Source organism: Albimonas sp. (assembly GCF_055129145.1).
The window spans coordinates 1-12,993 of sequence record NZ_JBSRTQ010000027.1 but is presented as its reverse complement, the minus strand read 5'-3'; the positions used below and the strand labels follow the sequence as shown (position 1 = coordinate 12,993).

General features: G+C 73.7%; 11 protein-coding genes. 3 read left to right on the top strand and 8 right to left on the bottom strand.

From position 1 onward, the window contains the following. The 3 genes from ACTB72_RS06765 to ACTB72_RS06755 are packed head-to-tail and all read right to left on the bottom strand — an operon-like array spanning position 1 to position 3,385. Positions 1-1,995: an asparagine synthase-related protein gene (locus ACTB72_RS06765; protein ID WP_463036222.1), complete on the bottom strand. Its 1,995-nt coding sequence runs from the start codon at positions 1,993-1,995 to the stop codon at positions 1-3. 20 nt (positions 1,996-2,015) lie between these two features. Then, positions 2,016-2,300 carry a PqqD family protein gene (locus ACTB72_RS06760; protein ID WP_463036221.1) on the bottom strand — a complete coding sequence of 95 codons (285 nt, stop codon included), beginning with the start codon at positions 2,298-2,300 and terminating at the stop codon, positions 2,016-2,018. Further along, positions 2,297-3,385 carry a hypothetical protein gene (locus tag ACTB72_RS06755; protein ID WP_463036220.1) on the bottom strand — a complete coding sequence of 363 codons (1,089 nt, stop codon included), beginning with the start codon at positions 3,383-3,385 and terminating at the stop codon, positions 2,297-2,299. Before ACTB72_RS06755 ends, ACTB72_RS06760 begins: the two co-directional genes overlap by 4 nt. A 299-nt stretch (positions 3,386-3,684) precedes the next feature. Here ACTB72_RS06755 and ACTB72_RS06750 point away from each other — a divergent pair, with 299 nt between their 5' ends. Continuing rightward, positions 3,685-5,079, top strand: coding sequence for a hypothetical protein (locus tag ACTB72_RS06750; protein ID WP_463036219.1), 1,395 nt, complete (start codon positions 3,685-3,687; stop codon positions 5,077-5,079). A gap of 446 nt (positions 5,080-5,525) precedes the next feature. Then, entirely contained in the window at positions 5,526-5,987 is a 462-nt protein-coding gene (locus ACTB72_RS06745) for a lasso peptide biosynthesis B2 protein (RefSeq protein WP_463036218.1), read from the top strand. A 19-nt stretch (positions 5,988-6,006) separates the two neighbouring features. Here the strand turns inward: ACTB72_RS06745 and ACTB72_RS06740 are convergent, their stop codons facing one another. The 3 genes from ACTB72_RS06740 to ACTB72_RS06730 all read right to left on the bottom strand — a co-directional run bounded on the left by ACTB72_RS06740 (position 6,007) and on the right by ACTB72_RS06730 (position 8,960). Then, a complete protein-coding gene (locus ACTB72_RS06740; RefSeq protein WP_463036217.1) occupies positions 6,007-6,585 on the bottom strand; it encodes a P-loop NTPase family protein in 579 nt (192 codons plus the stop codon). A gap of 88 nt (positions 6,586-6,673) precedes the next feature. Continuing rightward, positions 6,674-7,603, bottom strand: coding sequence for a class I fructose-bisphosphate aldolase (locus tag ACTB72_RS06735; RefSeq protein WP_463036216.1), 930 nt, complete (start codon positions 7,601-7,603; stop codon positions 6,674-6,676). Between the two features lie 166 nt (positions 7,604-7,769). Next, positions 7,770-8,960, bottom strand: a complete 1,191-nt coding sequence (locus ACTB72_RS06730) for a phosphoglycerate kinase (protein WP_463036215.1) — start codon at positions 8,958-8,960, stop codon at positions 7,770-7,772. Between the two features lie 284 nt (positions 8,961-9,244). Here ACTB72_RS06730 and ACTB72_RS06725 point away from each other — a divergent pair, with 284 nt between their 5' ends. Continuing rightward, complete coding sequence (locus ACTB72_RS06725; RefSeq protein ID WP_463036214.1) at positions 9,245-11,248, top strand: Ig-like domain-containing protein; 2,004 nt, start codon at positions 9,245-9,247, stop codon at positions 11,246-11,248. A gap of 5 nt (positions 11,249-11,253) precedes the next feature. Here the strand turns inward: ACTB72_RS06725 and ACTB72_RS06720 are convergent, their stop codons facing one another. Both ACTB72_RS06720 and ACTB72_RS06715 read right to left on the bottom strand, forming a co-directional pair. Continuing rightward, positions 11,254-11,916, bottom strand: coding sequence for a MarC family protein (locus ACTB72_RS06720; RefSeq protein WP_463036213.1), 663 nt, complete (start codon positions 11,914-11,916; stop codon positions 11,254-11,256). A gap of 298 nt (positions 11,917-12,214) precedes the next feature. After that, positions 12,215-12,799: a GNAT family N-acetyltransferase gene (locus tag ACTB72_RS06715; RefSeq protein WP_463036212.1), complete on the bottom strand. Its 585-nt coding sequence runs from the start codon at positions 12,797-12,799 to the stop codon at positions 12,215-12,217. Positions 12,800-12,993: the final 194 nt, after the last annotated feature.

Genomic DNA, 12,993 nt, shown 5'->3' with positions numbered 1-12,993 from the left:
TCAATCGGGTCCGCCCCCGGCGGCGAGGGAGAGGAAACGGCCGAAATTCCAGGCCCGCAGCACCGCGATTCGGTCGAAGCTGTCGGAGGTCCCGCCCCGCACCCGCGTGAGCCGCGCCGCCAGCAGCGCCCGGTCGACCAGCTCGGGCCACATCGGCTGATCGGCGGCGAAGACGGCGAGGTCGCGCTCGACCTGGGGCAGCGCCTCCCGCATCAGGCGGGCCTCGTCGGGCTGGAAGGCGGATTTGTCGTAACGAAATGTGACGCTGTCGGGCGCCACGGGGGCCAGCAACCGGCGGATATAGCCGCGCCGCATGCCTCCGAACCGCTTGAGCCGCGCCGGCGCCGCGATCACCGCCGCCATCAGCCGGGTGTCGAGCAGCGGCGAGCCATAGGCCACCATGTCGGGCGCGTCGGACAGGGACGCGCCGGGCAGCTGGAAGTCGCAGATCATCCAGGTCGCGGCGCCCATCGGCCCCTGCAGCTCCGCCGCGCGGATGCTGGGCGCGCGATGCGCGAAGGGCGGCGGGCGGCGCGCGATCCAGTCCTCCATCCGCGCCGTCGCCACCGGCGGGCCGATGCGCACCCGGTCCATCGAAGCGCGGCCGGCGCGGACCTGGCGCAGATGCGCGGCCCGCCCGGTGGGGGCGAGCGCGAGCTTGAGCAGATATTTGCGGCCATGTCCCTCGGCGCGCGCGAGGCGCATTTCGGTCAGCGCATCGCGCAGCCGCAGCCGGCGCAGATCCTCGCGCAGCCGGTCGCGCAGCGCATGGGACACCAGCATGTCGCCGCCGAAGCCGCCCATCGCCGCGTCGAAGCCCAGCGCCAGCATCGCGCGGGGCATCCCGAAATAGGTGTCGGCGAAGCCGTCGATATTGGGCAGGCCGTGACGCGCCCAGGCCTCCCACGCGCCCCCCAGCGCGGTGGCGCCGTCGGAGCGGAACGGGATCGCCTTCAGGTTCGGCCAATGCGCCTGCAGCGCCGCGCGGGACGCGGCCTCGGTCGGCGCGGCGCCTTCGGTGGAGACGGAGCTGAAGGCCGGCACGGCGACGCCCCCGGGCGCCGCCGCGCAGACCAGACCCGCCATCAGCGAGCTGTCGAGCCCGCCGGAATAAAGCACCGCCGGCCGCGCGCCCAGCCGCGCCCAGCGCGCGCGCGTGGCGCGGCGGGCGAGGTCGCGGCCGGCCTCCATCATCGCGTCGTCGCTCAGGCCGCGCAGGGCCGGGTCGGGGCCGATGCGCCAATGCGTGCGCCGCGCGGCGCCGGAGGCGTCGGCGCGCAGGAGCGCCCCGCGGGGCAGTTCCTCGATCCCCGGCCAGACCGTGCCGCCGTCGGGCAGATCGGCGAAGAGGAGAAATTCCTCGACCGCGGCCGGATCCGGGTCGCCGTCGAGCCCGGGGACCGCGCGCAGGCAGTGGATCCAGGTGGAGAACAGCACCAGCCCGTCGGGGCGCACCGCGTAGGGCAAGGGCTCGTGCCCCATGGCGTCGCGCAGCAGGGTCAGGACCGGGGCGCCGGGCGCGCGCAGGTCGAGCGCGGCGACGGAGTAGGCGCCTTCCAGCGCCGCGGGTCCGGTGGCGGTCGTCTCGAAGGCCCCGGCGGCGAGCGCGTCGGCGATCCGGTCGAGATCGGCCTCGTCGCGGGTTTCGGCGGGGCCGGCCGTCTCCGCGTCCGCATCGTCATAGACCCGGGCGAAGCCGGCGATGACCAGCCCGCCGCGGCGGCGCAGACGGCCCTCCGCCGCCATCGCCCTGCCGGCGGGCAGACGCAGGCCGAGCCGCAGCACCCGCGCGGCCGGGTCGGTGGCGGCGTTTCGCCCGTCGAGATCCGGCCCCGCCCAGGCCCCGCCTTCCAGCGGCGCCCGCATCCGCGCGAAGGCCGCGTCGAGCAGGTCGGCGCGCCCGCGGGCATCGAAAGCCCCGAACAGGCGCACCGGCGCCGCCGGCGCGATGGGCAAGCGCGCCTGCGGCGCGACGGGCAGGCGCGTCGGGGTCATGCCGGGTGCGGCTCGAAACGTCACCCGGCCGCGACGACCGCGATCAGGCCGCCGTCGGACAGGGAGGCGAGCGTGGGCAGGATGTCGGCCGCGATCTGGGCGGCGGGCGCGTCGTAGTCCTCGGCCAGCCCCGCCACCAGATCGGCGAAGCGGGTCGGCGTCTCCAGCCGGTCCCAGACATCCGACGCGATGGCGTCGAGCCCGAAATAGGACTCGGAGCCGACCCCGAGCAGGACCAGTTCGTCGTCGCTGATACGCGCCTCCATCACGCCGGGGCGTCGGCTGAGCATGTCGTCCGGATTCACGCGGAACTCCCTTTCACGGCGCCCGTCGCGGACGCCTCCTCGATGGCCCGGCGGGCCAGCGCCGCCGCGGCGGGCGCGGCGGCGAACCGGCGCGGGCGGCGCAGAACATAGACGGGCGTCTGCGCGGCCAAACGGCCGAGCCGCGCGAAATAGGCCGCGTCATGGCCCAGCGCGGCGGCGACCTCAGGCCGCCCGACCGAGGCGCGGATACGCATCAGCGCCTGCATGCCGCCGATCCGCTCCAGCTCCGGCGCCGCATCGTCGGGATGCAGCCATTCCAGGGCGAAGATCGCGCGCAGCGGCGCAGGCCAGGCGACGCCGGGGCTGTCGGCGAGCGCCCGGACCTCCTTGCCCACGCCCTCGCCCGCGCCGGTGACCGGAACGCCGAGCGGCGCGCCCGCCATCCCGTAACGGTCGAGGGCGCGGGTGGAGTCCTCGAACAGGCGCGCGGTGCGCATGGCGCGATGCACGCCCAGAGGGCGATCGGGCGCGAGGTCGAGCGCGATCAGGTCGTCGCCCGCCAGCGCCCAGCCCGCGCCCGACAGCATCGCGGCGAAGGTGGATTTTCCGGCCCCGGCGTCGCCGATGAAGAGCGCCGCGCCCGACGGCCCGGCGGCGGCGGCGGCGTGCATCGGCAGCGCGCCGCGCTGATGCAGCAGGGCCGGCATCGCGCCGTAGGCGAGCGTCAGGGTCACGGTTTCGCGGCTGGCGGGGTCGGGGCGGTCGAGGTCGAGGTCGATGCGTCGCCCGTCCACCAGCCGCATGCGCATGTAGGGGGCGTCGAAGACCAGCACGCCGGGGGCGACCACCCGCCAGACGCCGGCCCAGGGCGCGTCCTCGGCGGTGTCGGGCACAGGGCCGAGACGCACGGTGACGTCGGCGGGGGCGCCTTCGGGCGCCGGCGTCATCCAGGGCGCGACGAGGTCGCTGTCGAAGACGAGACCGAAGGCGGCGAAACGGCCGGGCGCGGGGCGCAGGCCGGCCTCGCGCGGCGGGGTCGCGAAGGGCGGGGTCGCGAAGGGCGGAGTCGCGAGCGCCGACGGCTCGGCGGCGACCTGGTCCGAGACATGCGGCGTCGCGATCATGCCCGACGGCTCCCCGCGCGGCGTCCGATGGCGACATGTCCCGCCGCTCGCGCCATCAGGGCGCGACGTTTTCGGGCATGACCCTTATGGAAGAGACGTTCAGGGGAGCGGCGCGCATGTTCGACCGCTCCGCAGGCGCGGCGGTCCGGCGTGGCGGAGTCGCCGATAGGCCCCATATCGCCGATAGGCCCCATGCGCCGTCTCCGAACCCCGGGGCTCGCCCCCCGGCGCGCCCCTTGTTTCCCCAAGGGTCTCTGGCATAAATGCCTGCCGCACGCAACCGGAGGCTCAAGGCCCGCATGACCCGGACCCCCGTTGGCCAGACCGCCTCCAGCCCGCGCCCGCCGGCGCCCCCCGGCGGGCGTCGCGCGACGGTGATCCGGGATCTGCCGGCCTGCCACGGCGCCTTCCCCTTCGCCTCGCCCGTCCGCCTGCAGGCCGCCGGCGCGCTGGCCGGGGCGCCGCTGCGGCGCTTCCGGCGGGTGCTGATGCTGGAGGTGGGGACCGGCGTCGGGCTCGCCGCCCAGGCTGCGGCGCTGGCCGGGACCGGGGCGGAGATCTGGGGCCAGACCGCCGAGCCGCAGGAGGCGGCCCAGGCGCAGGCGCTGCTGGACGAGGCCGGGCTCGACGCGACGCTGATCGGCGCCGATCCGGTCGGGCTCCTCGCCCGCCTTGACTTGCGCGAATTCGAGCTGCCCGCGTTCGACCTGATCGTGATGCCCTGGGGTTGGGACCTGCTGGACGCGGCCGCGCGCGCGGCCATCGTGGACCTGCTCGCCCGCCGTCTCGCGCCCGGGGGCGGCTTCCAGCTGACCTATTCGGTGGCGCCGGGCGGGGTGACGGAGACCGCGCTGCGCCAGCTGATGCGCAGCCGCTGGCAGGCGGCGGGCGGCATCGGCGATCTCGCCGGGCGCATGGCCCGCACGCTGGAGGACGCCGAGCGGGTGGCGCTGTCCAGCCACTGGTTCATGCGCGGCGCCTCCGACTGGGCCCGCACGCGCGACGAGATGCGCCGGCTGCCGCCATCGGTCTTCGCGCGGATCTGGGGGGCGCCGCGGCTGCCGCTGGAAGGTTCGGCGGCGCTGGGCGCGATGCTGGCGCGCGGCGGGATCGCGGGCTGGTCGCCGGCCGATCCGCTGCGCCTCGCCCCCGCCTTCGACATGACCGAAGCGCAGCGCGCCGAGGTCGAACGCTGCGCCGACCCGTTCCTCGCGGCCGAAACCGCAGACCTGATGATCGTGCGCCAGACGCGGTCCGACCTGTTCCACCGGGCCGGCGTGCCGACGGCGGCCGAACGGGTGGAGGCGGCGGATCTGAGCATCGTCGCCGCGCGACCGGACCTCGCCGCCGCCATCGCCGCAGGGGTGCGGGTGGAAGGGCTGCTCGGCCCGATGACGCTGGCGCGCGCGGCCTATCTGCCGCTGGCCGAGGCGCTGGCCGAGGGGCCGGCGCGGCTGGGGGGGATCGCTTCGCGGCTGGGCGCCTCTCCGGCGGCGCTGGTCGAGCGGGTGGCGGTCCTGCTCGGCGCCGGCCTCGTGCGCCCGGCGCCCCATGGCGCGGAGGGGCCGCCGGCGGCGGCGCGCGAGGCCTGTCGACGGCTTGGCGAAGCATTGCTGCGGCGCGGCATCGAAGAGGTCCTCGCCGACCCGGACAGCGGCGGCCCCGAGTTCTCCGCATTGTCGCCGCAAGCCTGAATGCAGGGTGAAGTCCTTATGATAAAAGGGTTGTCTCATCTGCGGCGGCAGGACGCAGATGGTCGAATCGACCTCGCGCAACGCAAAAAGACTTTGCCTTGCCGGTGAATGACCGTATGTTCATCGCGGGTGTGATGTAGTCTCACGAGGTGAGCCAATGGGCAAAAAAGTTTGGAATCGGCCGGTGATTTCGGTCGTGTCTGTGAAGTCGCTGACTCGCGGGCTTGAGAATACGGGGACGGATGCGTGCGTCAGGGACAATCCCTTCAACGACGCCTGCTCCATCTGATCCGGACCGAACGCAGGTCGTTCGCGATTTTTATGATGAAAACAGAATGCGGCCCGCTCAGCGGGCCGTTTTCGTTTGCGCGTTCGGATGAGGCGTCGGCGTTCTTGTTCCGGATCGGCAGCGCATCGACTCGCGCCGGGCGAGAGCGAGGCCCGGGATGACCCCGAGCGATGAACAGGCCTCCGACCGGCCCGGCTGGCGGCGCCTTCTGAACGGCGACGACCGTCGCGCCGCGCTCCTCGCCCTGCGCTACCTGATTCTCGCCCGCGCGCTGCACGCGCGCCTGCCCGCCTCCCGTCTGCTCGCCCGCCTGCGCGCCGCGCCCGGCGGGCCGTCGAACGCCCGGCTCGACCCGGAGGCGCGGGCGCGGATGCGCCGGACGCTGGTCGCGGTGTCGCGGCGGCTGCCGTGGCGGTCGGACTGCATGATCCAGTCGCTCGCCGCGCGCCTGTGGCTCGACCGGCTCGGCGTGCCCTGCGTGTTCCGGCTGGGCGCCGCCCGCGGGCCGGAAGGGCTGGCCGCCCATGCCTGGATCGAGGTCGAGGGCGAGGTGGTCACCGGCGGCCGCGCCGTGGGCCGCATGGCCGTTTTCGGGGACGCCGCGTCGCGCCCCGACTGACCGGCCCCCTGCCCGGGGCTCAGGACCGCGTCGCGCCGATCTCCCGCAGCCGCGTGATGACCGCCGCCGCCAGCGCCTGCGTCGGGCGCTGGCCGTCGAGGGTCAGGACCGGCCGGACCTGCGCCGCGAGCCACGCCTGATGCCGCGCCCGGCTGCGGCCGGCGAAGTCCGGATCGTCATAGCGCGAGGCCCAGTCCCGGAACGCCAGATGCGCCACATGCATGTCGCCGCCGGGGGCGATGCGCGCGCCGTGACGCAGGGCCTCGCGACGGTCGAGCCGGGCGAGGCGGACCGGGGTCGGCGTCTCCACGCACACGATCAGGTCGGCGTCCTCGACCAGCGCATCGCCCCAGCCGAGCATGGAGCCCGCGATCAGCCATCCCTCCGCCGCCGCCTGCCGCGCCCGGATCAGGCGCACGCGGTCGTCGACCGGGCGCTTGGCGGCGAAAGGGGGGTCGGTGGGCAGCCAGAAGACGTCGTCGACGTCGATCGGGACGATCCCCAGCGCCTCGCCCAGCGCACCTGCCAGAGTGGAGACGCCCGCGCAGGACGCCCCGGTGAGATGAAGCCGCGGCCGCGCGTCCATGTGCTCCGTCACGTTTCGCTCCCCCCGAACGCAACGGGGCCCGGCATCCCTGCCGGGCCCCCGCCTTCCGCCGACGCCGTCCCGCGGGACGGCGGCCGGATCAGGCCTTGCCCTTGTAGATGTCGACCAGCTTGCCGAGCATCGCCAGCGCATCCTCGCGCGGACGCTGGAAGGTGTTGCGGCCGATGATCGAGCCGTTGCCGCCGCCGTCGCGGATGGCGCGGGCGTCGTCGTAGACCGAGTCCTCGCCCTTCTTGGCCCCGCCCGAAAACACCATGATGCGGCGACCGCCGAAGGCGGCTTCGACGCAATGGCGCACGCGGGCGGCCTGGGTGGCGACGTCGATCTTCTCCGCCTCGTAGACCTTCTTGGCCTCGGGCAGCATCAGGTGGTCGGTCGACAGCTTGATCTTGATGATATGCGCGCCGAGCAGCGCCGCGATCTGGCCGGCATAGGCGGCGACGTCGATCGCGGTCTCGCCGTCCTTGGTCACGCCTTCGCCGCGCGGGTAGGACCAGATCACCGTGGCGATGCCCTTGGCGGCGGCTTCCTGGCGCATCTCCGAGATCTCCTCGAACATGTCCAGCCCGCAATCGGATCCCGGGTAGATGGTGAAGCCGATGCACGAGGCGCCCAGACGCAGGGCGTCGTCGACGGTCGCGGTCACGGCCTGGTCCTTGCCCGACGTGCCCGACATCAGCGAGTTGGCCGAGTTGCACTTCAGGATGGTCGGGATCTGGCCGGCGAAGGTGTCGGCGCCCGCCTCCAGCATGCCCAGCGGCGCGGCGTAGGCGTTGAGGCCCGCGTCGATGGCCATCTGGTAGTGGTAATGCGGGTCGTAGGCGGCCGGGTTCGCCGCGAAGGAGCGCGCGGGCCCATGCTCGAACCCCTGGTCGACCGGCAGGATGATCATCTTGCCGGTGCCGCCGAGCTTGCCGGTCATCAGCATGCGGCACAGGTTGGCTTTCACGCCGGGGGTGTCGCCCTCGTACTTGGCGAGGATCTGCTTGACGGTGCGGGTCGCTTTCATGGGAGCTCCTGGACGAAGTGGGCCGATCGAAACACGTATCCGCTCGGTCGGGTAGCTTGCGCGTTGCAAGCGGTCAAGCGGACCGGGGGACGCGGGAGGAAAACTTAAGGTCAGGTTAAGCGCGGGTTCAGCCGCGCGGGGAGGGACGCCCCCCGCGCGCGCGGTCTCAGCTTTCCAGCGCGGCGACGCCCGGCAGGGTCTTGCCCTCGATCCACTCGAGGAACGCGCCGCCGGCGGTGGAGACGTAGGAGAACCGCGAAGCCGCGCCCGAGGCGTTGAGCGCGGCGACCGTGTCGCCCCCGCCCGCAACGGACAGCAGACGGCCCGCTTCGGTCAGCTCGGCCGCCTTGAGCGCGGCGGCGTCGGTGGCGGCGTTGAACGGCGGGATCTCGAACGCGCCGAGCGGGCCGTTCCAGACCAGGGTCTTCGACGCCTCGAACTGGGCGGCCACCGCGGCGACGGCGAGCGGGCCGGCGTCGAGGATCATCGCGTCCTCCGGGCAGGCGTCGGCGGGCACCGTCTCGCATTCGGCGCCGGCCTTGAACTCGCGCGCCACCACCACGTCGGCGGGGAGCAGCAGCTTGCATCCCTGCCCCTCGGCCTTCGCCATGATCTCGCGGGCGGTGTCCAGAAGGTCATGCTCGCACAGCGACTTGCCCACCCCGATGCCCTGGGCGGCCAGGAAGGTGTTGGCCATGCCGCCGCCGATGACGATGGCGTCGACCTTCGACATCAGGTTCGACAGCAGGTCGAGCTTGGTGGAGACCTTGGCCCCCCCCACCACCGCCGTCACCGGGCGTTCGGGGTGGGCCAGCGCCTTCTCCAGCGCGGCGAGCTCGGAGTCCATCAGGCGACCGGCGGCGCAAGGCAGGCGACGGGCCAGCCCCTCGGTCGAGGCATGGGCCCGGTGGGCGGCGGAGAAGGCGTCGTTGACGAAGACGTCGCCCAGCGCCGCGAGCTGATCGGCGAACGCGGGATCGTTCTTCTCCTCGCCCGCATGGAAGCGGGTGTTTTCGAGCAGCAGCACGCCGCCCGCGGGCATCGCCGCGATGGCCTCGGCCGCGACCTCTCCCACGCAGTCGGCGGTGAAGCCCACCGGCGCGCCGAGGGCGGCTTCGAGCGCGGGGCGCACGACCTGAAGGCTCATCTCCGGCACGACCTTCCCCTTGGGCCGGCCGAAATGGGCCAGCAGGATCGGCTTGCCGCCCTTGGCCAGAATGTCGCGCAGCGTGGGCAGGATGGCGTCGATGCGGGTGGCGTCGGTCACCTGGCCGTCATGCACCGGCACGTTCACGTCGACGCGCACCAGCACGCGCTTTCCGGAAAGGTCGAGATCGTCAAGGGTCTTGCGGGTCATGGAAAAGGGCCTCGCGTCCGGTCCGCTATGGGTTCGGAGGCCTATAGACCGCAGTCGCGCGCCTGCGCGCAAGACCGCCCGAGGGGACGCGGCGACGCGGGGCGGCGGCGCCGCTCCCCTGCCGCGAGCGATCGGGCGGATTGCTCCTCCGCCGGCGGAGTGTTAACGATTTCCTAACTTCTCTTAATCCGCCGCCGCCTGAAGGCGCGGCGTCAGGTCGGGCCGCGCGCCCGGCGCGACCCCGCCCGGCGCGAAGCGACCGGACCGGGATGGGCGGCGAGATCATGAGCGATCCCTTCGGACAGACCCTGCTCGGCGGCGCCGGGAACGATTCGCTGCGCGGCGACAGCGACTGGGACGTGCTGCGCGGCTTCGCGGGCGACGACCTGCTGCAACCCTCCGGCCGCGGCGGCGAAGCCCATGGCGGCGACGGGAACGACACGCTCGAGGCCGGCGGCGCCCATCGCGACCAGCTCTTCGGCGACGCGGGCGACGACCTCTTCCGGATTTCGGGCGGCATCGCCGACATGTTCGGCGGCGACGGCGACGATACGCTGGAGGCGAGCGGCGGCTCGGGCCTCTTCGCCGGCGGCGAGGGCGTCGACACCGTGATCCTGGCAGGCCTCCAGGCCGAATGGACGCTGGCCGCGGACGGGCAGTCGATCCGCTCCGACGCCCGCAACGCCGCCTTCGGCCTTGTATCCGTGGAGGTGCTGCGCTTCGACGACGGCGCCCTGCTGATCGCGGAGGCCGCCCCCGGCGTGACGCGGACCGGCGACGCATCGGGCCGGGAGCCCGCGACCGGGACCGCGCGCGACGACCAGTTCGTGACCGGCGACGGCGACGACCTGATCCATGGCGGCGGCGGCGACGACCGGGTCCTTTCCGGAGCCGGCGACGACCTGATCTATCTGACCGCCGCGGCCGGCGGCGGCCACGTGGTCGAGGCGGGGGCGGGCGACGACGTCATCGACGCCGCCGGCTGGGACACGCATCTGTCGGGCGGCGACGGGAACGACCGCTTCCATTCGGGCTATGGGTTCAACGCCATCGACGGCGGCGCCGGTCAGGACACGGTTCTCTACAGCGGCGCGCGCGACGCGTTCCGGATCGAGATCACCGGCGAGGGCGAGGCGATCGTGTCGCGCCTCTCCTCCGGGGTCTCGCCCCATGACCAGGCCCGCGACGTGCTGACCGGGGTGGAATTCATCCGTTTCTCCGACGGGACCGAGATCGAGCTGGTCCGCCGCCCGGTCGCCGACCCCGAGCGGCTGGCGGGGGTCGAGGACGTGGCGCTGAGCGTCGACGTGGCGACGCTGCTCGACGGCGATGTCGGCTCCGGCGGGCCGCTGAGCTTCCTCGGCGTGGGCGAGGCCGAGCATGGCGTGGTCTCGTGGGTCTCCGGCCAGGTGGTGTTCACGCCCGACGCGGGCTTCCACGGCGAGGCGTCCTTCGTCTACCGGGTCGCCGACGCCTTCGGCGAGACGTCGCAGCGGGTGACCATCGACGTCGCCTCCGCCAACCAGGCGCCGACCGCGCAGGACGACGCGCTGGCGGTGGGCGCGGGCGGGACGGTGCGGGCCGATCTGCTGGGCGACAACGGCGCGGGCGCCGATCTCGACCCCGACGGCGACGCGCTGCGGATCGCGGGCGTCGAGGGCGCGGCCAACGCCTCGGGCGGCGTGGTGCGGCTCGCCTCGGGCGCGCTGGTGCGGTTTTCGGCGGATGGGAGCGTGGAATACGACCCGGACGGCGCTTTCGACGGGCTCGCGCCGGGAGAGGTGGCGGTCGACCATTTCGACTATGCGCTGGCCGATCCGGAGGGGGCGTTCGACATCGGCGAGGTCTCGGTCACCGTGACCGGCGAGGCCGCGCCGGCGTCCCTGTCGCTCTTCGGCGGCGCGGGCGCGCAGCGGCTGCGGGGCGGCGCCGGCGACGACGCGCTGCGCGGCGGGGCCGGGCGCGACGTGCTTCTGGCCGGCGACGGCGACGACCGGCTGGTCGGCGGCCGCGGCGGCGACCGGTTGAACGGCGGGCGCGGCGACGACGTGTTCCGGGGCGGCGCCGGCGACGACGTGCTGCGGTTCCTCGCCGGCGACGGCGCCGACCGGGTGATCGGCTTCGACCCCGACGCCGACCGCGCCGTCTTCGGCCGTGGCGTGCACGGGACCGGGGCGCTGGAGATCCTCGACGCCGACGGCGGGACCCTGGTGCGCTACGAAGGCGGCGAGGTGTTCTTCGTGGGCCTGCACGCCTCGGACTTCGATGCGGACAATTTGATCGCCTGACCGCCTCAGCCGGCGATCTCGGGGACGCTGAGCGCGACCGGTGTCAGCGGCGGGATCAGCTGCATGGCGGCCAGCGCCGCCAGCACCGCATCCACCGCCACCGCGGCGAGGATCATGCCCATCACCCGGCTGATCACCGAGGCCCCGGCGTCGCCGATCAATGCGCGGATCGGCGTCGCCGCCAGCAGCACGCCCAGCGCCGCCAGCATCACCAGCGCCATCATGCCGGCGGTGATCGCCTGCTGGGCGATGGAAAAACGGTTGTTGTCGGTCAGCACCACCACCGCAAGCATCGCGCCCGGCGAGGCGAGCGAGGGGATGGCGAGCGGAAAGATCGCGGTCTGGGCGAGGCTCGGCGCCTCCTCCAGCTCAGACTGCGGCTTGCCGGCCCCGAAGATCATGGTCAGCGCGAAGAGGAAGAGCACGATCCCGCCCGCGAGCTGGAACGAGGGGAGCGCGATGCCCAGCCCCTCCAGCACCAGCTGCCCGATCAGGATGAAGCCCAGCAGCACCGCGGAGGCGGCCAGCACCGCGCGCAGCGCGACGCGCCTGCGCGCCGAAGCCGACAGGCCGAAGGTCACCGCCAGGAACACCGGCAGGGTGCCGATCGGGTCGATCACCACCCAGAGCGTGATGAAGTCGTGCAGCAGCACTTCGAGGGAGGTCATGCCCCGGCTCCGGACCGGAGGACGGGGGCGTATGCGGGGGCTCGGTCGCGGCGGGGCCGCGGCGCGAAGGAAATCATGCGGACAAATCTCGGACTGGTGCGGGCGGAAGGCGGGGGGCGGGGGGCGGGGGGCGGGGGGCGACGAAAGCGGCGGGAGCCCTGCCAAAGCATGAAGATGCGGCGTGAGCGGGGCGGCGGGGAAACGTGGAGCAGGCGGCGGCGGAAATGCCGCGCGCCCTCCTTCCTGATATAGGATCGCCGCGTCGGGGCGACAGCCCCCGGCGCGCCGAAACCGCGCGTCAGCCGAGCCCGCGGCGGATCATCAGCAGCCAGTCCCGCCCCTTCGGCGTCCAGCCCGCGACGGCCAGTTGCGGGCGGGAGGCTTCCACCTCGAACCCCAGCCGGCGATAGAGCCGGATCGCGCGGATGTTGGCGTCCGAGGCGATCAGCGACAGCGCGTCCAGCCCCTCGGCCCGGGCGGCGTCCTTGGCCACCGCCATCAGGCGCGAGCCGAAGCCCCTGCCCCGCGCCTGCGGCATCGCCGCCAGCGCATTCGCATACCAGCTGGAGACGGCGAGGTTTTCGAGCTCGATCAGCGGCAGGAAGGCGGGCGGCAGGTCCGGGCCGATCTCATGCGCGGCGTGGATCGGGTAGCCGATCAGGCCGGCGAGCGGGCCCTGACCTTCGTCGAGCACGACCGCCGACGCCTCCTGCATCTTCGCGACCATGCGCGCCGCGCCGATGGCCCAGGGGTTCCCTCCCGGCGGGGCGGCTTCGGTCCACATCGCGAGCGGAATGCCGCCCGCCGCCTCGTTGAGCAGGAAGGCGAGCGAGGCCGCGTCCTGCGGCCCGGCGAGGCGGAACGGCGGGGTCAGGGGGAGCATGGCGGGCCTCGTCATGGGGATGCGCTCAACAAAACGGGCGCCGCGTTTCGCGCGGCGCCCGTCGATGTCGGGTCCGGGGCCCGAAGCCCCGGTCCGCGATCAGATCGTCGCGGCGAGCGCCACGGCGGTGTCGGACATGCGGTTGGAGAAGCCCCACTCGTTGTCGTACCAGGTCAGGATGCGCACCATGGTGC

What these genes read in the sequence shown, in the direction of transcription:
- ACTB72_RS06765 (WP_463036222.1), bottom strand. Translation starts at nt 1,995, where the DNA reads ATGACCCCGACGCGCCTGCCCGTCGCGCCGCAGGCGCGCTTGCCCATC.
- ACTB72_RS06755 (WP_463036220.1), bottom strand. Translation starts at nt 3,385, where the DNA reads ATGATCGCGACGCCGCATGTCTCGGACCAGGTCGCCGCCGAGCCGTCG.
- ACTB72_RS06750 (WP_463036219.1), top strand. Translation starts at nt 3,685, where the DNA reads ATGACCCGGACCCCCGTTGGCCAGACCGCCTCCAGCCCGCGCCCGCCG.
- ACTB72_RS06745 (WP_463036218.1), top strand. Translation starts at nt 5,526, where the DNA reads ATGACCCCGAGCGATGAACAGGCCTCCGACCGGCCCGGCTGGCGGCGC.
- ACTB72_RS06735 (WP_463036216.1), bottom strand. Translation starts at nt 7,603, where the DNA reads ATGAAAGCGACCCGCACCGTCAAGCAGATCCTCGCCAAGTACGAGGGC.
- ACTB72_RS06730 (WP_463036215.1), bottom strand. Translation starts at nt 8,960, where the DNA reads ATGACCCGCAAGACCCTTGACGATCTCGACCTTTCCGGAAAGCGCGTG.
- ACTB72_RS06725 (WP_463036214.1), top strand. Translation starts at nt 9,245, where the DNA reads ATGAGCGATCCCTTCGGACAGACCCTGCTCGGCGGCGCCGGGAACGAT.
- ACTB72_RS06720 (WP_463036213.1), bottom strand. Translation starts at nt 11,916, where the DNA reads ATGACCTCCCTCGAAGTGCTGCTGCACGACTTCATCACGCTCTGGGTG.
- ACTB72_RS06715 (WP_463036212.1), bottom strand. Translation starts at nt 12,799, where the DNA reads ATGCTCCCCCTGACCCCGCCGTTCCGCCTCGCCGGGCCGCAGGACGCG.